Origin of the sequence: Micromonospora sp. NPDC005806 (genome assembly GCF_042871425.1) — a bacterium.
GTDB lineage: Bacteria > Actinomycetota > Actinomycetes > Mycobacteriales > Micromonosporaceae > Micromonospora.
Map to the genome: position 1 here is coordinate 291,269 of NZ_JBIAIL010000001.1, position 17,320 is coordinate 308,588.

The window sequence follows — 17,320 nt, forward strand, 5'->3', positions numbered from 1 at the left end:
CGCCGCTCGTCGCGGCGCCCCTTTTGAGTGGTACGGGTCAGGCGGTGCGGCGCTGGTGCAGCCAGAGCACCGGGCCGCTGACCAGGTAGCCCACCACCACGAGGGCGAAGGTGAGCCGGATGTCGACCAGCGCGCCGACCACCGGGGCCAGCCAGATCCACGGCGGCAGCTTCACCAGCCGGGCCAGCTTCGCGTACGGGAAGCTGGAGACCATGGCGAAGGCGAGCAGGGCCACCCCGCCGACCATCACCAGGCCGGAGACCGGCAGGCCGATCGCCACGGTCAGGGCCAGCACGGCCGCCGCCATGGTGGTCGGTACGCCGCAGAAGAAGCGGCCGTCCTTGGGCGAGACGTTGAACCGGGCGAGCCGGATCGCGGCGCAGGCCGCCACCAGGGCGCAGGCGACCGCGGCGGCCGCTGGCGGGACCGAGCCGGCCAGCGAGGCGTAGACCACGACCGGGGCGGCGAGGCCGAACGAGCACATGTCGGCGAGCGAGTCCATCTGGGCCCCGAACGGGCTGGCCACGCCGAGCTTGCGGGCGAGCGCGCCGTCCAGGCCGTCGAACGCGACGCAGGCGATCAGGCAGAGCGCAGCGGCCCGGACCCCGCCCTGCATGGCCAGGAAGATCGCCAGCATGCCGAGCATCAGGCTGCTCAGGGTGCAGGCGTTGACCAGGGCGAACTTGACCCGGCGGGCGGCGGTCCGCTCGCCGGGCAGCAGCGGGATCGACATCGCCGGCGCCTCGTCGACCGGCGCGGTGGGGGCGAGCGCCGGGCTGACCGGCATCACCGCCTCCACCTCGGCGTCGAACCGGCCGTAGCGGCGACGCTGGCGGTCGGTCCACCGGTGGTCGGGGGTGACCAGGTCGGTCGCGGACGCGGTGCCCTCCCGGCGGCCCACCCGGACCAGCAGCACCTGGCGGGCGAACGTGCTGCTGCGGCGCAATCTGCCCGCCCAGCGACGCCCTGCGGGGCGCGGGCTGTCAGTCGTACGACGCCGGCGCCAAGGGGCTCTCGGCACGTTTCCTCCATCACCGGATCGGGTGACCGCCACGGGGGCGGGTGTCCGGCTGTCTCGTGCCGGACCTCTCTGGTCCGGCAGCCCGTTTTGCGGAGTACACCATTGCACAGGGGATAGGGGCTTGGCGATAGCTGCCGGCGGTACTTATAACTCCCTTAACCGCGCGAACTGCTCACTTATTCCCATCTCGGGCCTCATCGCCCGATTTCGTCGACCAACCCCAACTCCCGACTGTACCGGAGGGGACCCAGTCCGGCTCGGCGAGCGGGCGCTACCTCACCCGCTGTCCGGTTGCCCGGGCCGCCACGTCGGTCATCGCCAGGCCGCCCACCTGCTCCGGGGCGTACCAGGCGGCCCGCGCCGTGGAGCCGCCCGCGAGCTCGGTCACCACCGCCTCGGTGGGGGCGTCGACGCGTACCCGGTAGATCACCCGAACGCTGTGCCAGTCCAGCGGCCGTCCCTCCGGGCCCAGCGCACGGGGGTTGTGCAGGTTGTCCACGGCCAGCAGGTCGACCACCCGCCCGAGCTGGCCGGCCTCCTCCACCAGCTCGCGGAGCAGCCCGGCCGCCGGCTGCTCCCCGTGGTCGGTGCCCCCGCCGGGCAGGTGCCACTTCCCGGCCCCCGGGTACCCGTCGGCGATCATGGTGAGCAGCACCCGCTCGGCCGGGTCGGTGACCAGCCCGTACGCGGCGAAGCGCTGGCGGCGATCGGTCGCCGGCGGGCCGGCCTGGGCGGGCGGGAGGACCCGGGGCAGGTCCGCCGGGAGGGGGGTCACCGGCAGCCCGAGCAGCTCGGCGGTGAACGGCATGAGTGGCACCTCGCCCGCCTCTTCGGGTGTGAACCAGGCCAGCTCGTCGCTGCCGCCGGCCGGCTCCGGACGTGGCGTGCCGCCCCGCGCCGTCACGTCGAACACCAGCCGGTCGGTGTGCACCGCGACGCCGGCCTCCCGGAAGACGGCCACGTCGGCGACCGCCGCGCGGATCCCGTCCGCCTCGACGGTCAGTCCGGTCTCCTCGGCGAACTCCCGCACCACGGTGCCGGCGGGATGCTCCGCGTGCGCCACCCCGCCGCCGGGGAGCTGCCACACCCCCGGGTACGGACACCGGTCCGAACCCCGCGCCAGCAGCACCCGCCCGCCGTCGTCCCGCAGCACCCCGTACGCCCCGATCCGCCGCCGCTCCTCCACCCGCACCCTCTCCCCCGACCCGTTGTCCCGTCGATCATGAGGTTAGCGGCACCAGGGCGGACATTTCACCCCGTCAACCTCATGATCAACGGGGAGCGGTGGGGTGGGGGCGGGGTTGGGGTTGGGGTTGCGCGTTAGATGAGTTGGGCGGCGTGGACGGCTTCGGCGGTCACCTCGGTGAGGCGGTCGGTGGGGAGGGCACCGAGCTCCTCGCGGCGGAACCAGCGGGCCTCGCAGGTGGAGCCACCGACGTCGGCCACCGTGGGCGGGGCCGGCTGGTCGACGACCACCCGGTAGAAGGCGCGGACGCCGTGCCAGTCGATCGGGTAGCCCTCCGGGCCGAGCGAGGCGGCGTCCCGGTGGCTGGCCACCCCGAGCAACTCCACCAGCCGGCCGGTCTGCCCGGTCTCCTCGACCAGCTCCCGGATCAGCGCGGCGCCCGGCTGCTCCCCGTAGTCGGTGCCACCGCCGGGGAGGTGCCAGCAGCCGGCCCCCGGGTAGCCGTCGGAGACCCGGGTGAGCAGCACCCGCTCCTCCGGATCCGTCACCACCGCATACGCGGCGAAGCGCTGCGCCCGGTGCAGCCCGTCCGGCCCGGGAACCGCGTAGAACGAGGGGAACTCGGGCACCTCCTCCGGCACGATGTCGGCCGTGGAGCTGGGCAGGCCCAGGGCGCGGGCGGCGAACGACCGCAGCGGCAGCCCCCGGGCCTCGTCGAGGGTGAACCAGCGGGCCTGGTCGGTCGGCCGGTCGACCCGGTCGGTGAGCGTCCCGCCCCGCACCGCGACCGTGTAGAGCAGGCGGTCGGTGTGGATCGTGATGCCCCGCTCGGGCAGCGCCCGCATGTCGGCGAGCACGTCGCGGAGGCCGGACACGGCGACCGAGAGGCCGGTCTCCGCCGCGGTCTCCCGCACGACGGTGTGGTTCGGGTCCTCACCGTGGTCGACCGCCCCGCCAGGCAGCGACCAGGTGCCGGGGGTGCCGGAGCGCTCCGACGCCCGGACCAGCAACACTCGGCCGGCTGAATCAGCACAAACTGCGTATGCCGCGATCCTGCGGAGCGGCTCCAGCGAGGTGGTCACGGGAGGAAATTCTCCCCGGCGCCGGTTAACTCCATCGAAAAGAGTCAGATTCCTGACACTTGGCTGGCACCTCAGGGATCCATCAGGGTAGGAGTCCGGGCGGTCACCGAGGTCGTCCGCCGGCCCGCGCGCGACCGTGGGGACATGACCTACACCAGTACCCCTCACGCCCCGTACAAGCAGCTCCGCCGACCCGTCACCGACCGGATGATCGCCGGGGTGGCCAGCGGTGTCGGACGCTACTTCGCCGTCGACCCCACCCTGGTCCGGGTGGTCTTCGCCGTGGTCACCCTGCTCACCGGTGGGCTCGCCGCGCTGGCGTACCCGATCATGTGGTTCCTGATGCCGGAGGAGCCGGCGGACGCGCCCGCCTGGCCGCACCCGGCGAGCACCGCACCGGGCTGGCCGCCGGTCCCGCCGACCGCGCCGCACCCGACCGCCGGACCGGCGCCGCAGGCCGGACCTACGCCGGAGCCGGCGCCCCGCCCCGCGCCTCAGCCGCCGACTCCGCCGGCGGCCTGAGGCCGGGTGATCACTCCCACTCGATGGTGCCCGGCGGCTTGCTGGTCACGTCCAGCGCCACCCGGTTCACCTCGGCGACCTCGTTGGTGATCCGGGTGGAGATCTTGGCGATCACCTCGTAGGGCAGCCGGGACCAGTCGGCGGTCATGGCGTCCTCGCTGGAGACCGGGCGCAGCACCACGGGATGGCCGTAGGTGCGGAAGTCGCCCTGCACGCCGACGCTGCGCACGTCGGCCAGCAGCACCACCGGGAACTGCCAGACGCCCCGGTCCAGTCCGGCGGCGGTGAGCTCCTGCCGGGCGATCAGGTCGGCCTTCCGGAGCACGGCGAGCCGCTCCTCGTCGACTGCGCCGATGATCCGGATGGCCAGGCCCGGGCCGGGGAACGGGTGCCGCCAGACCATCGCCTCGGGCAGCCCCAGCTCCAGGCCGAGCGCACGGACCTCGTCCTTGAACAGCGTGCGCAGCGGCTCGACCAGGGCGAACTTCAGGTCCTCCGGCAGGCCGCCGACGTTGTGGTGGCTCTTGATGTTGGCGGTGCCGGTGCCGCCGCCGGACTCCACCACGTCCGGGTAGAGGGTGCCCTGCACCAGGAACTCGACGTCGCCGTGCGAGGCGATCTCCCGGGCGGCGGCCTCGAAGACCCGGATGAACTCCCGGCCGATGATCTTGCGCTTCTGCTCCGGGTCGGTCACCCCGGCCAGCGCGCCGAGGAACCGCTCCCGGGCGTCGACCACCTTGAGCTTGATGCCGGTGGCCGCCACGTAGTCCTTCTCGACCTGCTCGGCCTCGCCGGCCCGGAGCAGGCCGTGGTCGACGAAGACGCAGGTGAGCTGGTCGCCGACGGCCTTGTGCACCAGCGCCGCGGCGACCGCGGAGTCGACGCCGCCGCTCAGGCCGCAGATGACCTCCTTGTCGCCGACCTGCTCCCGGATCCGGGCCACCTGCTCGTCGATGATGTTCTCGGGCGTCCAGGTCGGCTCGATCCCGGCGATGTCGTGCAGGAAGCGGGCGAGCATCTCCTGGCCGTGCGCGGTGTGCCCGACCTCCGGGTGGAACTGCACGCCGGCCCGGCGGCCGGCCAGATCCTCGAACGCGGCGACCGGCGCGCCCGCCGACTCGGCGGTGACCGTGAAGCCGGCCGGCGCCTCGGTGACGCAGTCACCGTGGCTCATCCACACCGGCAGGTCGTCCGGGAGGTCGCGGAGCAGCACGCCGGCCTCCGGGCGGGCGTGCAGCGGGGTGCCGCCGTACTCCCGGTTGCCGGTCTTCGCCACGGTGCCGCCGAGCGCCTGGGCCATCGCCTGGAAGCCGTAGCAGATGCCGAAGACCGGGACGTCGGACTCGAACATGCCGGCGTCGATCTGCGGGGCGCCCGGCGCGTAGACGCTGGACGGGCCGCCGGAGAGGATGATCGCGGCCGGGTTCCTGGCCAGCATCTCGGACACCGGCATGGAATGCGGGACGATCTCCGAGTAGACCTTCGCCTCGCGGACGCGACGCGCGATGAGCTGGGCGTACTGGGCTCCGAAGTCCACCACGAGGACGGGGCGAGGCGTGCTCATGTGCAGAAAGCCTACCGACAGTCACCGCCCGACCGGGCCGCGCCCCGGTGTGTTGCGCGCCGCGTCGCCCCCGGCGGGGAGCCGTCCTGGTCAGGGGCGCAGCGCGGCGGGCGCGTGCGCCGGGACCGCCGGCCCGAGGGGCGGGACCGGGTCCAGCCGCCGGTACGCCGCACCGAGCGGCGGGCGGGGATCCTCCTCGCCCTTGTTTGGCCAGCACGACATGGCCCGCTCGGCCTGCGCGGTGATGGTCAGCGACGGGTTGACGCCGAGGTTCGCCGAGACCGCCGCCCCGTCCACCACGTGCAGCCCCGGGTGGCCGTAGACCCGGTGGTACGGGTCGATCACCCCATGCTCCGGGGTGGCGCCGATCACCGCGCCGCCCAGGATGTGCGCGGTCATCGGGATGTTGAACGGTTCGGTGAGCGCTCCCCCGGGCGTCCCGTCGATCTCCTCGGCGAGCAGCCGGACCGCCTGGTTGCCGGCCGGGATCCAGGTCGGGTTGGGCGCGCCATGGCCGGGGCCGGAGACCAGCCGCCGGCCGAACACTCCTCGCCGGAACCGGGTGGTGAGCGAGTTGTCCACCGACTGCATGACCAGGGCGATCACGGTCCGCTCGGACCAGCCGCGGACGGAGAGCATCCGGGCGGCCAGGCCGGGCTGCCGGACGATGCTGCCCAGCCAGCGCCGGACCCGGCGCGGACCCCCGTCGACCAGCAGCGACTGGAGCAACCCCATCGCGTTGGAGCCCTTGCCGTAGCGAACCGGCTCGATGTGGGTCTGCGGGTCGGGGTGGAACGAGCTGGTGATCGCCACCCCCGCGGTGAAGTCGAGCCCGCGCTGCCGGGCCTGCCGGGCCCCGACCGAGGCGCCGAGGATCGCCTCCGAGTTGGTCCGGGTCAGCTCGCCGAGCCGGGGCGAGAGCCGGGGCAGCGCGCCGGTGGCCCGCATCTCGTGCAGCAGCCGCTGGGTGCCCAGCGCTCCGGCGGCGAAGACCACCTGGTCGGCGTGGATCACCTCGCGGCGCCTGCGCACCCAGGCGCCGGTGCGCTCGGCGTGCACGTCGTAGCCACCGCCGGCCGCGGGCCGGACCGCGGTCACTGTGGTCAGCGGGTGGACCTGGACGCCCAACCGCTCGGCCAGCCAGAGGTAGTTCTTGACCAGGGTGTTCTTCGCGCCGTGCCGGCAGCCGGTCATGCACGAGCCGCAGTGGTTGCAGCCGGTCCGCTCCGGCCCGACCCCACCGAAGTACGGGTCGGCGACCCGCTCCCCGGGCCGGCCGATGTGCACGCCGACCGGGGTGGAGTGGAAGGTGTGCCCCACCCCCATCCGCTCGGCCACCGCCCGCATCGCCCGGTCGGCGCCGGTGACCATCGGGTACGTGGTGACGCCGAGCATCCGCTTCGCCTGGTCGTAGTGGCGGGCCAGCTCATCGCGCCAGTCGGTGATGTCCCGCCACTGCGGGTCGGCGTAGAACGCGTCGAGGGGTTCGTAGAGGGTGTTCGCGTAGACCAGGGAGCCGCCGCCCACCCCGGCACCGGAGAGCACCAGCACACCGCCGCCGGCCTTCCGGCCCGCCGAGCGGAGCAGGCTGATCCGTTGCAGGCCGTAGCAGCCGAGCTTCGGGGCCCACAGGAACCGCCGGGCCCGCCAGGACGTCTCCGGGAACTCGTCGTCGGCGAAGCGCCGCCCGGCCTCCAGCACGCCGACCGTGTAGCCCTTCTCGGCGAGGCGGAGCGCGGTGACGCTGCCGCCGAAGCCGGACCCGATGACGACCACGTCGTACCGCATGAACGCATCATTACCGACGAGTAGCTATAGCGCCAGCGCGAGTCTTTCGCAGATCATGCAGAGCGCTCGATGATCGAATATCCCGCCACTGCAACCCGCGTCACCCCTTGGCGCGTCGAGTGGACAGGGGAAGGAGAACCGATGACGAGACGACGTTGGCTGTTGGGAACGGCCGCCCTGGTGGCCGTGCTGCTGGTCGCCGCCGGCGCGGTGGTGGCCAGCCGACTGCTCTCCCGCCCGTCGCCCACCCCGGTCGCCGGCTCCGCCGCGCCCACCGGGTCGGCCAGCCCGTCGGCCCCGGCCCCGGCCACCCCGCCGCCGGGCGCCGACCTCACCGGCCCGCTCAACCTGCTGCTGGTCGGCGTGGACACCCGGGTCAGCGTGCCCGGCTGGGAGCCGCACGCCGACGCGGTGCTGGTCCTGCACGTGCCGGCCGGGCTCGGCCGGGCGTACCTCTTCTCCCTCCCCCGCGACCTGGTGGTGGACATCCCGGCCTACCCGAAGTCCGGCTACCCCGGCGGCCGGACCAAGCTCACCCACGCGATGAGCTACGGCAGCCGGGTCCCCGGCGACAAGGCGCACCCCAGCACCGCCCAGGGGTACGAACTGCTGCGCACCACCGTCAGCCGGTACACCGGACTGCGCATCGACGCGGGCGCGGTGATCACGTTCGGCGGCTTCGACAAGCTGGTGGACACCCTCGGCGGGGTCGACCTCTACGTGGACCAGCGGGTCGCCTCGAAGCACCGCCGGCCGGACGGGCGGTACCGGGACCGGGGCGCGGGCGGCTATGTCGGACCGCAGATGGTCTACGAGAAGGGCAACCGCCACCTGACCGGCTGGCAGGCGCTGGACTACGCCCGGCAGCGCTACACGGCCGGCGGCGACTACACCCGGCAGCGCCACCAGCAGCAGCTCATCCGGGCGCTGGCCCGGAAGATCCTGGACCAGGGCCTGGCCCGGGACCCGGACCAGGTCGAGCAGGTGGTCGCCGCGCTCGGCAAGACCCTGGTGTACGTCGGCGGCGGGCGGAAGCTGGTGGACTTCGCGTACGCCCTGGGCGGGTTGCCCGCCGACGGCTTCGTGCTGGTCGGGCTCCCCGGCGGCGCGGTGGGCAGCGGCGGGTCGTACCGGGGCGAACAGCTCAAACCGGTGGGCCGGCAGTTTCTCGCGGCGCTGCGCGGCGGCACCGCCGACCGGTTCCTCGCCGCCCACCCGTCGCTGCGGGTGAAGACCTGAGTCAGCGCGGCTTCGGCCGGGCCGGCCGCTCGGTGTCGTAGAGCCAGGCGCCGAAGAGCCTGCCCAGCTTCTTGCCGGAGATCCGCTCGGCGAGGGCCACGAAGTCGGCGGTCGTGGCGTTGCCGTTCTTCCGCTCCGCCGCCCAGGTCCGCAGGATGGTGAAGAAGGCGCTGTCGCCGACGGCGACCCGCAGCGCGTGCACGGTCATCCCGCCCCGCTCGTAGACCGACTGGCCGAACAGGTTCGACACCCCCGGCTTGCCCGGCGGGGTACGCCAGACCTCCCCGGGCGCGGTCGCGTACTTCTGGTCGAAGGTGCGCTGCACAGTCGACTCGCCGGCGTGCTCGGCCCAGAGCCACTCGGCGTAGGTGGCCAACCCCTCGTTGAGCCAGATGTCCTGCCACTTCGCCAGGGACACGCTGTCGCCGTACCACTGGTGGGCCAGCTCGTGCGCGACCACGCCGGTGTTGTCGCCCTGCCGGAAGAACCCGGCCGAGTAGACCGGCCTGGTCTGCGTCTCCAACGCGTACCGGATCCGGTCGTCGGCGACCACCACCCCGCCGTACGCGTCGAACGGGTACGGCCCGAAAACGCTCTCCAGGTAGTCGGCGACCTCGATGGTCCGCGCGATCGACCGGTCCGGGGCGCCGCCCGCCACCTTCGTGCTGACCGCGCTGAACACCGGTCGTCCCTTGTGCTCCCCGGTGGTCACCCGGAACTTCCCGATCACCACGGTGGCGAGGTAGCTGGCCATCGGCGCGTCCTCGGACCAGGTCCAGGTGTCCCAGTCACCCCGGATCGTCCGTCCCTTCGGCACACCGTTGCTGACCGCGGTGAGCTCCTTCGGCACGGTGATCTCGACGTCGTAGGTGGCCTTGTCGGAGGGGTGGTCGTTGACCGGGAACCAGGTGCTCGCCGACTCCGGCTGGCCGAGCGCGATGGCGCCGTCCGAGGTGTGCAGCCAGCCGCCCTCGCCCAGCACGTCGTTCTTCAGGGCGGCCGGCTCGCCGTCGTACCGGATCTCGGCGACGAAGCCGTTGCCCGAGGTCAGGCCGGCGGCCGGGGTGATGACCAGCTCGTCGCCGGTGCGGGCGTGGCGGGCCTGGACCCCGTCCACCGTCACCGACCGCACCGTCAGCCCGGCCAGGTCCAGGTTGAACGCGGAGAGGTTGGCGGTGGCGGTGGCGCGCAGGGTGGTGGTGCCGCTAAGCCGGTCCGTCGCCGGGTCGTAGCGGACCTTCACGGCGTAGTGGGCGACGTCGTACCCGCCGTTGCCGTAGCTCGGGAAGTAGGCGTCGCCGGCACCGGGCGCGCCGGGGGCGAAGCTGCGTGCGGCCGTCGGGGTGGGCGGCCCCGACGTCGTGGCGGCCCGCTCGGCGTCGGGGGCGCCGCAGCCGGTGAGCAGCAGCACGCCGGAGACCAGCAGTCCGAGCCATCGTCGTCCGCCCCGCCGCGCCACCGTCATCGCCTCGATCCCTCCCCGGGCGCGCGAGCGCACCCCACGTGACCGCTCCGCCCGCGGCAGCCTACCGATCGACGATCACGCCCGCGTCACGGCAGGGCGGGCGCGGTGGCCCCGGCCAGCCAGGCGTCGAAGAGCGGGCGCAGCGGCCGGCCGGCCACCCGCTCGGCGTATCCGACGAAGTCGGCGGTGGTGGCGGTGCCGTCCCGCCGCTCGGCCACCCAGGCGCGCAGCATCCGGAAGAAGCTCTCGTCACCGACCGCACGGCGCAGCGCGTGCACGGCGAGCGCGCCGCGCTGGTAGACCGCCTCGCCGAACATCGCCGCCCGGCCCGGGTCGACCGTCGGCTTCCTCCAGTCGGTCGTCGCGTAGGCGGCGGCAAAGGCCCGCGCGACGGTGCGGCCCCCGTCGTGCTCGTCCCAGAGCCATTCCGCGTACGTGGCGAAGCCCTCGTTGAGCCAGATGTCGCCCCACCGGGCCAGCGAGACGCTGTCGCCGAACCACTGGTGGGCCAGCTCGTGCGCGACCACCACGGTGTTCGGCCGGTCGCCCCGGAAGAAGCCCGGCCCGTAGACCGGGCGGGTCTGGGTCTCCAGCGCGTACCGGATCCGCTGGTCGGCGACCACGATCCCGCCGTACGCGTCGAACGGGTACGGCCCGAACCGGGCGGCCAGGAAGTCGGCGACCTCGCCGGTGCGGGCCACCGAGGCGGCGGCCGGCCCGTCCGCCGGCAGCCCGGCGGCGACCGCCGCGACCAGGGGCTTCCCGGCGTGAGTGCCGGTCGACACCCGGTAGTTCCCGATCACCAGGGTGGTCAGATAGCTGGCCATCGGCGACCCCTCGGACCAGCGCCAGGTCGTCCAGCCGTCCCGGCTCTCCGTCCCGCGCGGCACGCCGTTGCTCAGGGCGGCGAGCCCGTCCGGCACGGTCACCTGGATGTCGTAGGTGGCCTTGTCGGAGGGGTGGTCGTTGACCGGGAACCAGGTGCTCGCCGACTCCGGCTGGCCGAGCGCGATCGCACCGTCCGGGGTGGACTGGAAGCCGCCGTCGCCGAGCTCGCCGCTGGGCAGCGGCCGGGGCACCCCGCCGTACGCCACCTCGACGGTGAACCGCTTCCCCGCCGGCAGGCCGTGCGCCGGGGTGACCACCAGCTCGTTGCCGTCCCGCCGGTGACTGGCCGGCGTGCCGTCGACGCGTACCCGGTCGACGGTGAGGCCGACGAGGTCGAGGTGGAACCGGGACAGCCCGATGGTGGCGGTGGCGGTGACGGTGGCCTGGCCGGTGAGCCGATCGTCGGCCGGGTCGTAGCGGATCTTCAGCCCGTACCGGTCGACGTCGTAGCCGCCGTTGCCGGCTCCCGGCACGTACGGGTCACCCGCGTCGGCCGCCCCGGGCCGGAACCGCCCGTCGTCCCCGGTGCACCCCGCGACCAACAGCGCGCAGGCCAGCGCGGCGGTGTGCCACCGTCGCCCCCGTGTCATCCGCCGAGCCTAGACGCGCGACGGCGCGGGTGGGACGGAATCCGCACCCGCGCCGTCGGTCGCTCGCCGCAGGCTCAGTGGTCGAGCACCAGGCCGACCTTCTGGAACTCCTTGAGGTCGCGGTAGCCGCACTTGGCCATCGCCCGGCGCAGGCCGCCGAAGAGGTTGAGCTGGCCGTCCGGCTCGTCGGCCGGGCCGAAGAGCAGCTTCTCCATCGAGCCGAGCGGCTCGCCGGCCACCTCGAACGCGCCGCGCGGCAGCGACGGGTGGCTCGCCGCCGAGTGCCACCAGGCGCCAGCGGCCGGGGCCTCCTCGCAGAGCGAGAGCGGCTCGCCGATCATCACCGCGTCCGCGCCGCAGCCGAGCGCCTTGGCGATGTCGCCGGAGGTCTGGATGTCGCCGTCGGCGATCAGGTGCACGTACCGGCCACCGGTCTCGTCCAGATAGTCGCGGCGGGCCGCGGCGGCGTCGGCGATGGCGGTGGCCATCGGCACCCGGATGCCGAGCACCGAGTCCGTGGTGGACCAGTCGTCGCCGCCGATGCCGACGATCACGCCGGCGGCGCCGGTCCGCATCAGGTGCAGCGCGGTCTTGTAGTCGGTGCAGCCGCCGACGATGACCGGCAGGTCGAGGTCGGCGATGAACTCCTTGAGGTTCAGCGGCTCCTCGGTGGTGGAGACGTGCTCGGCGGAGACGATGGTGCCCTGGATGACCAGGATGTCCACGCCGGCGTCGAGGACCACCGGGGCGAGCGCGAGGGTGTGCTGGGGGGAGACCCGGACGGCCACCGTGCCGCCGCCGGCCCGCAGCTCACGGACCCGCTCGGCGATCAGGTCGGGACGGATCGGCTCCGCGTACACCTCCTGGAGGCGCTTGGTCGCCCGGGCCTCCTCGTCCAGGCCGGCCAGCTCCTCGAGCACCTTGGTCGGGTTCTCGTACCGGGTCCAGAGGCCCTCGACGTTGAGCACGCCGAGGCCGCCGAGCTGGCCGAGCTTCACCGCCGAGGTGGGGCTCATCGTGGCGTCGGACGGGTGCCCGACGCAGGGGATGCCGAACGGGTACGCGTCGAGCTGCCACGCCGTGGAGACGTCGTCGACGTCCCGGGTACGGCGGCTCGGCACGATGGCGATGTCGTCCAGGTGGTAGCCGCGCTGCGCGGTCTTGCCCAGCCCGATCTCGACCACGTCACGCATGGGGGACTCCAGGTGGTTGGGGGATGATCAGCGGGTGTGGTAGTTGGGCGCCTCGACGGTCATCTGGATGTCGTGCGGGTGGCTCTCCTTGAGCCCGGCCGCCGTGATCCGGATGAGCTGGCCGCGCTGGTGCAGCTCGGGGATGCTCTCCGCGCCGGCGTACCCCATCGCGAGTCGCAGACCGCCGGTGAGCTGGTGGGCGACCTGGGCGAGCGGCCCTCGATAGGGCACCTGGCCCTCGACGCCCTCGGGGACCAGCTTCTCGTCGCTGGTCACATCCTGCTGGAAGTAGCGGTCCTTGGAGTAGGACTTGGCCTGGCCGCGGGACTGCATCGCGCCGAGCGAGCCCATCCCGCGGTAGGCCTTGTACTGCTTGCCGTTGATGAAGATCAGCTCGCCCGGGCTCTCCTCGCAGCCGGCCAGCAGGCTACCGAGCATCACGGTGTCGGCGCCGGACACCAGGGCCTTGGCGATGTCGCCGGAATACTGGATGCCGCCGTCGCCGATCACCGGCACGCCGGCCGGGCGGGCCGCCCGGGCGGCCTCCATGATGGCCGTGATCTGCGGCACGCCGACCCCGGCGACGATCCGGGTGGTGCAGATGGCGCCCGGGCCGACGCCCACCTTGACGCCGTCCGCGCCCGCGTCGACCAGCGCCTTCGCGCCCGCGTACGTGGCGATGTTGCCGCCGACGATGTCGATGGCGACGTCCTTCTTGAGCCGGGCCACCATCTCCAGCACGGCCCGCTGGTGGCCGTGCGCGGTGTCCACGATCAGCACGTCGACGCCGGCGTCGACCAGGGTGCGGGCGCGCTTGTACGCGTCCTCGCCGACGCCGACCGCGGCGGCGACCCGGAGCCGACCGGCCTCGTCCTTGGTGGCGTTCGGGTACTGCTCGCTCTTGGTGAAGTCCTTGACGGTGATCAGCCCGCGCAGCTTGCCCGAGTCGTCGACGATCGGCAGCTTCTCGACCTTGTGCCGACGCAGCAGGTCCAGTGCCTCGTCCTTGCTCACCCCGACCGGGGCGGTGACCAGCGGGGTGTGGGTCATGATCTCGTGGACCGGGGTGGCCGGGTCGGAGACGAAGCGCATGTCCCGGTTGGTGACGATGCCGACCAGCTGGCCCTGCCCGTCGACGACCGGGACGCCGGAGATCCGGTAGCGGCCGCAGAGGCCGTCGACCTCCCGCAGGGTGTCGTCCGGGCTGGCGGTGACCGGGTTGGTGATCATGCCGGACTCGGAGCGCTTCACCAGGTCGACCTGGAGCGCCTGGTCCTCCACCGAGAGGTTGCGGTGCAGCACGCCGATGCCGCCCTGGCGGGCCATGGCGATCGCCATCCGCGCCTCGGTCACGGTGTCCATCGCGCTGGAGAGCAGCGGGACGTTGAGCTCGATGGTGCGGGTGAGCTTGGTGCGGGTGTTGACCCGGCTGGGGACCACGTCCGACTCGCCGGGCTGGAGGAGCACGTCGTCGAAGGTCAGCCCGAGCGGCACCACCCGGGCCGAGCCGGCGGGCAACTCGGGCAGGTGACCACCCAGCTCGCCGCCGTTGACGCCGGCCGGAATCTCGATGCTGGGCGAATTCTCCACGTTTGCTCCCCTGAGCTGTTCGGACGGGCTTCAGCGAGGCGGCGCGCGCGGGCAACCGGCGCACACCGGGTGACGGCGCGTCGCTTCATCGTACCCATTGAGCTGCGCCGCCTCCGGCAGCGGCGGGCACGGGTAGGCGGCGCCACAGCGAGTCCCCGGGGGCGGACTTTCCGGCGCGTCGGGGACTACGGTGAGGGAGTGCACGACGAGCCCATGGACCCGTTCAACGGCGACCCGGCCGATCCGGCTGCCGGCCTGCACGACCCGCGCGAGGACGACCCGCTCGACCCGCTGACCGAGGTCGAGCGGCAGGACGTCCTGGAGGACCTCGCCGACCTGGAGATCTACCAGGCCCTGCTCCAGCCGATCGGGGTGCGTGGCCTGGTCATCGAGTGTGAGGACTGCCGCGAGCCGCACTACTTCGACTGGGACCTGCTCCGCGGCAACCTGCGTCACCTGCTCAACTCCGGTCGCCCCCGGGTGCACGAGCCGGCCTACGACCCGGACCCGGACCACTACGTCAGCTGGGACTACGCCCGCGGGTACGCCGACGGCGTGCACGACACCCTGACCGAGGGCACCGAGGACGAGACCCCCGCCGCGGACTGACCGGCGCTCAGGCGACCAGGCCGGCGCGGAAGCCCGCCGCGACCGCGTGCGCCCGGTCGCGGGCACCCAGCTTGCGAAACAGCCGCCGGGCGTGCGTCTTGACGGTGTCCTCCGAGACGAACAGCTCCCGCCCGATCTCCGCGTTGCTCTTCCCCTCGGCCATGCCGAGCAGCACCTGGAGTTCCCGCTCGGTCAGCCCGATCGCGCTGCGGGCGCCTCGCGTGCCGGCCCGCGGGGCGGCGGCCGGCGGCGTCGGCTCCGGCTCACCGGCCGCCGGTTCGGCCGGGTCGTCGCCGCGTTGCACCGGCACCATCGTGGGCAGGTTGCCCGGCCCCTCCGCCGGCCCCGCCGACCAGGCCGGCGCCGGTCCACCCGGGGTACGCCCCGGCGCGGCCGACCGGGCAGGCCCGCCGACCGCGGCGGCGTCCCGGGCCGGGTCGGTCACCCTGTTCCGGGCCGGCCGTCCGGGCGCGGAGAGCAGCAGCAGCGCCTTCGCCACCGCACTGGTCAGGTCGTGGTCGGCGCCCTGGATCAGGCCACGCGCCCCGGCGTTGATGCTGGCTGCCGCCGCCTCGGACTCCTCCGTGCCGAGCAGCACCACCGCGGCCTGCGGCGCCCGGGCGAGCACCCGGCGGACGAAGCCCGCGCTGTCCGGTCGGGTGAGGGCGGTGTCGGCGAGCACCACGTCGACCGGTCGCTCGGCGAGCCGCAACATCACCTCGGGATCGGAGACGGCGGTCCGGACGGCACCGGACAGCCCCAGTCGCGCCGCCGCGGAGGTCAGCTGCTGGGCCGCGAGTGGTGTCCGAACGCACACAAGAACGCTACGCACAGTGGTCTCCTCTCCGCCTCAGAGCAGACCACGGCGGGGTGTGCCGGGGAGGAGGTTCCGGGCAATCATCCGAACTTTTCCGGCATATGGGGCATATGCCGCCGACTGTCCGAGGTTTTCGATCACAGATGTGTGAGCGCGGGAAAGCCCGGGTACCGAGGGGTCCAGGCCGGAACCGGTGTCCCGCGCGGACCGCCGCCCGGTTACTCGCCAGAAGAATTCTCCGCGGTGCCGCGCGGGAGGAGGGGTGCTGATGTCGAACGTACGTAGGCTGCCTGGACCCATCGTCGACCTCTGGGACTGGCAGCGTCTCGGTGCCTGCCGGGGCCGCGACAGTGCCCAGTTCTTCCACCCGGACGGCGAGCGTGGCTCGTCGCGGCTGCGCCGCGAGTCCGGCGCCAAGGCGGTCTGCCGGGCCTGCCCGGTGCGCGCCGAGTGCGCCGCGCACGCCCTGTCGGTCCGCGAGCCGTACGGCGTCTGGGGCGGGTTCAGCGAGGCGGAGCGGCTCCGGCTGCTCGCCCTCGGCTGGGAGGACCTGGCCGACCGCCGGCAGACCCGGGTGGACGTGGCCCGGCTGGAGGCCCGCCTCGGCCGGCCGCACAAGTCCGCCGTGCCGGACCAGCGCAAGGTCGCCTGACCCGGCCCACCACGACATCCGACGCCGCGCCCCGCTCCGGGCGCGGCGTCGGTGCGTGTCCGCCGCCCGCGCGGGCCCGGCTTCCGCCCGGTGGCGGGACACGCGCGTGGTCTGATGGGCCCGTGGACCTACGGGAGATGCGGGCGTTCGTCGCGGTCGTCGAGGAAGGAAGCCTCTCCGGCGCGGCCCGACGGTTGCACCTGACGCAGCCCGCGCTCTCTCAGACGATCAGCGCCCTGGAGCGCGAGCTCGGGGTGCGACTCCTGATCCGCGGCAGCACCGGCGCACGGGCCACCGAGGCGGGCATGACCCTGCTGGCCGAGGCCCGGGCGGTGCTCGCCCGGTACGACCGGGCGGTGGCCGCCGTCAGCCGGCACGCCGCGACGGGCGGCGGCGTGCTGCGGCTCGGGATCCCGCTGGAACTCCCCGCCGACCTGCTGACCCGCCCGCTCGCCGACCTCGCCGCCGCCCACCCGGGCACGCGGGTCCAGGCCCGGCACATGTCCACCGCGGCGCAGTTCGACGCGCTGCGCGCCGGCGAGCTCGACGTCGGGCTGGTCCGGGAACACCCGATCGGCACCGACCTGGACGCGGTCCTGGTGGTCGAGGAGCGGCTGGGCGTACTGCTGGCCGCGGAGCGGGCGGCGGCGCTCGCCGGGCCGGACGGGATCCGGTTGGACGCCCTGGCGGGGCTCGACTGGGTCGGTTTCCCGCGCTCCGGCAGCCCGGCCTGGTACGACGAGCTCACCGCGGTCCTGCGCAGCCACGGGCTGGATCTCGGACCGGCCGCACCCGAGGGGCAGGAGCTGATCCCCGAGGTGAAGCTGGCGGCGGTGACCGCCGGTGCGGCCTTCGCCCTGGCGCCGCCCGGCTGGTCGGCGCCGCTGCCCGCCTCGATCACCTGGTCCCCGCTGGTCGGGCATCCCCTGGTCCGGCGCACCTGGGCGGCGTGGCCGGCCAGTTCCCGCCGGCGCGACCTCGGCCGGCTGGTCGCCGCCCTGGAGGCGCCGGAGCAACTGCTCGCCCCCGCCGGCTGATCGCCGCCCTGGAGGCGCCGGAGCAGGTCCTCTCCCCGGCCGGGGCCGGCCCCCTTATGGCGGCCATAAGTTCCTCG

15 protein-coding genes are annotated in these 17,320 nt (G+C 73.8%); 5 read left to right on the forward strand and 10 right to left on the reverse strand.

Annotation, left to right across the window (positions count from 1 at the left end; all coding sequences use genetic code 11):
* Positions 1 to 37: 37 nt before the first annotated feature.
* The 3 genes from ACFYOS_RS01405 to ACFYOS_RS01415 all read right to left on the reverse strand — a co-directional run bounded on the left by ACFYOS_RS01405 (position 38) and on the right by ACFYOS_RS01415 (position 3,289).
* Positions 38 to 946 (reverse strand): CDP-alcohol phosphatidyltransferase family protein, encoded by a 909-nt coding sequence (locus tag ACFYOS_RS01405; RefSeq protein ID WP_387134714.1) that lies wholly within the window; start codon positions 944 to 946, stop codon positions 38 to 40.
* Between the two features lie 346 nt (positions 947 to 1,292).
* Complete coding sequence (locus ACFYOS_RS01410; protein WP_387134717.1) at positions 1,293 to 2,207, reverse strand: NUDIX hydrolase; 915 nt, start codon at positions 2,205 to 2,207, stop codon at positions 1,293 to 1,295.
* Between the two features lie 134 nt (positions 2,208 to 2,341).
* Positions 2,342 to 3,289: an NUDIX hydrolase gene (locus tag ACFYOS_RS01415; protein WP_387134720.1), complete on the reverse strand. Its 948-nt coding sequence runs from the start codon at positions 3,287 to 3,289 to the stop codon at positions 2,342 to 2,344.
* Positions 3,290 to 3,433: 144 nt separating this feature from the next.
* On the opposite strand from ACFYOS_RS01415, the gene ACFYOS_RS01420 reads away from it, so the two are divergent.
* Positions 3,434 to 3,811 carry a PspC domain-containing protein gene (locus tag ACFYOS_RS01420; RefSeq protein ID WP_387134723.1) on the forward strand — a complete coding sequence of 126 codons (378 nt, stop codon included), beginning with the start codon at positions 3,434 to 3,436 and terminating at the stop codon, positions 3,809 to 3,811.
* Positions 3,812 to 3,821: 10 nt separating this feature from the next.
* On the opposite strand, the gene guaA is transcribed toward ACFYOS_RS01420, so the two are convergent.
* Together guaA and ACFYOS_RS01430 are read right to left on the reverse strand one after the other, a co-directional pair.
* Positions 3,822 to 5,375, reverse strand: coding sequence for a glutamine-hydrolyzing GMP synthase (gene guaA / locus ACFYOS_RS01425; protein WP_387134725.1), 1,554 nt, complete (start codon positions 5,373 to 5,375; stop codon positions 3,822 to 3,824).
* A 90-nt stretch (positions 5,376 to 5,465) separates the two neighbouring features.
* Positions 5,466 to 7,163 (reverse strand): FAD-dependent oxidoreductase, encoded by a 1,698-nt coding sequence (locus tag ACFYOS_RS01430; protein ID WP_387134728.1) that lies wholly within the window; start codon positions 7,161 to 7,163, stop codon positions 5,466 to 5,468.
* Between the two features lie 141 nt (positions 7,164 to 7,304).
* Between ACFYOS_RS01430 and ACFYOS_RS01435 the strand changes: the two genes are divergently transcribed.
* Positions 7,305 to 8,402 carry an LCP family protein gene (locus ACFYOS_RS01435; protein ID WP_387134730.1) on the forward strand — a complete coding sequence of 366 codons (1,098 nt, stop codon included), beginning with the start codon at positions 7,305 to 7,307 and terminating at the stop codon, positions 8,400 to 8,402.
* 1 nt (position 8,403) lies between these two features.
* Here ACFYOS_RS01435 and ACFYOS_RS01440 read toward each other — a convergent pair whose 3' ends face one another.
* From ACFYOS_RS01440 to guaB, 4 genes are all read right to left on the reverse strand, one after another.
* A complete protein-coding gene (locus tag ACFYOS_RS01440) occupies positions 8,404 to 9,867 on the reverse strand; it encodes a M1 family metallopeptidase (RefSeq protein ID WP_387134733.1) in 1,464 nt (487 codons plus the stop codon).
* Positions 9,868 to 9,953: 86 nt separating this feature from the next.
* Positions 9,954 to 11,345, reverse strand: a complete 1,392-nt coding sequence (locus tag ACFYOS_RS01445; RefSeq protein WP_387134735.1) for a M1 family metallopeptidase — start codon at positions 11,343 to 11,345, stop codon at positions 9,954 to 9,956.
* 74 nt (positions 11,346 to 11,419) lie between these two features.
* Positions 11,420 to 12,538: a GuaB3 family IMP dehydrogenase-related protein gene (locus tag ACFYOS_RS01450; RefSeq protein ID WP_387134737.1), complete on the reverse strand. Its 1,119-nt coding sequence runs from the start codon at positions 12,536 to 12,538 to the stop codon at positions 11,420 to 11,422.
* 27 nt (positions 12,539 to 12,565) lie between these two features.
* Positions 12,566 to 14,128, reverse strand: coding sequence for an IMP dehydrogenase (gene guaB, locus ACFYOS_RS01455; protein WP_387134739.1), 1,563 nt, complete (start codon positions 14,126 to 14,128; stop codon positions 12,566 to 12,568).
* 198 nt (positions 14,129 to 14,326) lie between these two features.
* On the opposite strand from guaB, the gene ACFYOS_RS01460 reads away from it, so the two are divergent.
* Positions 14,327 to 14,737 carry a DUF5319 domain-containing protein gene (locus ACFYOS_RS01460; RefSeq protein WP_387134742.1) on the forward strand — a complete coding sequence of 137 codons (411 nt, stop codon included), beginning with the start codon at positions 14,327 to 14,329 and terminating at the stop codon, positions 14,735 to 14,737.
* Between the two features lie 7 nt (positions 14,738 to 14,744).
* Here the strand turns inward: ACFYOS_RS01460 and ACFYOS_RS01465 are convergent, their stop codons facing one another.
* Complete coding sequence (locus ACFYOS_RS01465; RefSeq protein ID WP_387134745.1) at positions 14,745 to 15,569, reverse strand: response regulator transcription factor; 825 nt, start codon at positions 15,567 to 15,569, stop codon at positions 14,745 to 14,747.
* A 253-nt stretch (positions 15,570 to 15,822) separates the two neighbouring features.
* On the opposite strand from ACFYOS_RS01465, the gene ACFYOS_RS01470 reads away from it, so the two are divergent.
* Together ACFYOS_RS01470 and ACFYOS_RS01475 are read left to right on the forward strand one after the other, a co-directional pair.
* Positions 15,823 to 16,206: a WhiB family transcriptional regulator gene (locus ACFYOS_RS01470; RefSeq protein ID WP_387134747.1), complete on the forward strand. Its 384-nt coding sequence runs from the start codon at positions 15,823 to 15,825 to the stop codon at positions 16,204 to 16,206.
* A gap of 122 nt (positions 16,207 to 16,328) precedes the next feature.
* The gene (locus ACFYOS_RS01475) at positions 16,329 to 17,243 is read left to right on the forward strand and encodes a LysR family transcriptional regulator (RefSeq protein WP_387134750.1); all 915 of its coding nucleotides are present in this window, start codon (positions 16,329 to 16,331) and stop codon (positions 17,241 to 17,243) included.
* Positions 17,244 to 17,320 lie beyond the last annotated feature (77 nt).

Bases quoted from the DNA above. Each gene is read 5' to 3' on its own strand.
- ACFYOS_RS01420 (WP_387134723.1), top strand. From the start codon at position 3,434: ATGACCTACACCAGTACCCCTCACGCCCCGTACAAGCAGCTCCGCCGA.
- guaA (WP_387134725.1), bottom strand. From the start codon at position 5,375: ATGAGCACGCCTCGCCCCGTCCTCGTGGTGGACTTCGGAGCCCAGTAC.
- ACFYOS_RS01430 (WP_387134728.1), bottom strand. From the start codon at position 7,163: ATGCGGTACGACGTGGTCGTCATCGGGTCCGGCTTCGGCGGCAGCGTC.
- ACFYOS_RS01435 (WP_387134730.1), top strand. From the start codon at position 7,305: ATGACGAGACGACGTTGGCTGTTGGGAACGGCCGCCCTGGTGGCCGTG.
- ACFYOS_RS01440 (WP_387134733.1), bottom strand. From the start codon at position 9,867: ATGACGGTGGCGCGGCGGGGCGGACGACGATGGCTCGGACTGCTGGTC.
- ACFYOS_RS01445 (WP_387134735.1), bottom strand. From the start codon at position 11,345: ATGACACGGGGGCGACGGTGGCACACCGCCGCGCTGGCCTGCGCGCTG.
- ACFYOS_RS01450 (WP_387134737.1), bottom strand. From the start codon at position 12,538: ATGCGTGACGTGGTCGAGATCGGGCTGGGCAAGACCGCGCAGCGCGGC.
- ACFYOS_RS01470 (WP_387134747.1), top strand. From the start codon at position 15,823: ATGTCGAACGTACGTAGGCTGCCTGGACCCATCGTCGACCTCTGGGAC.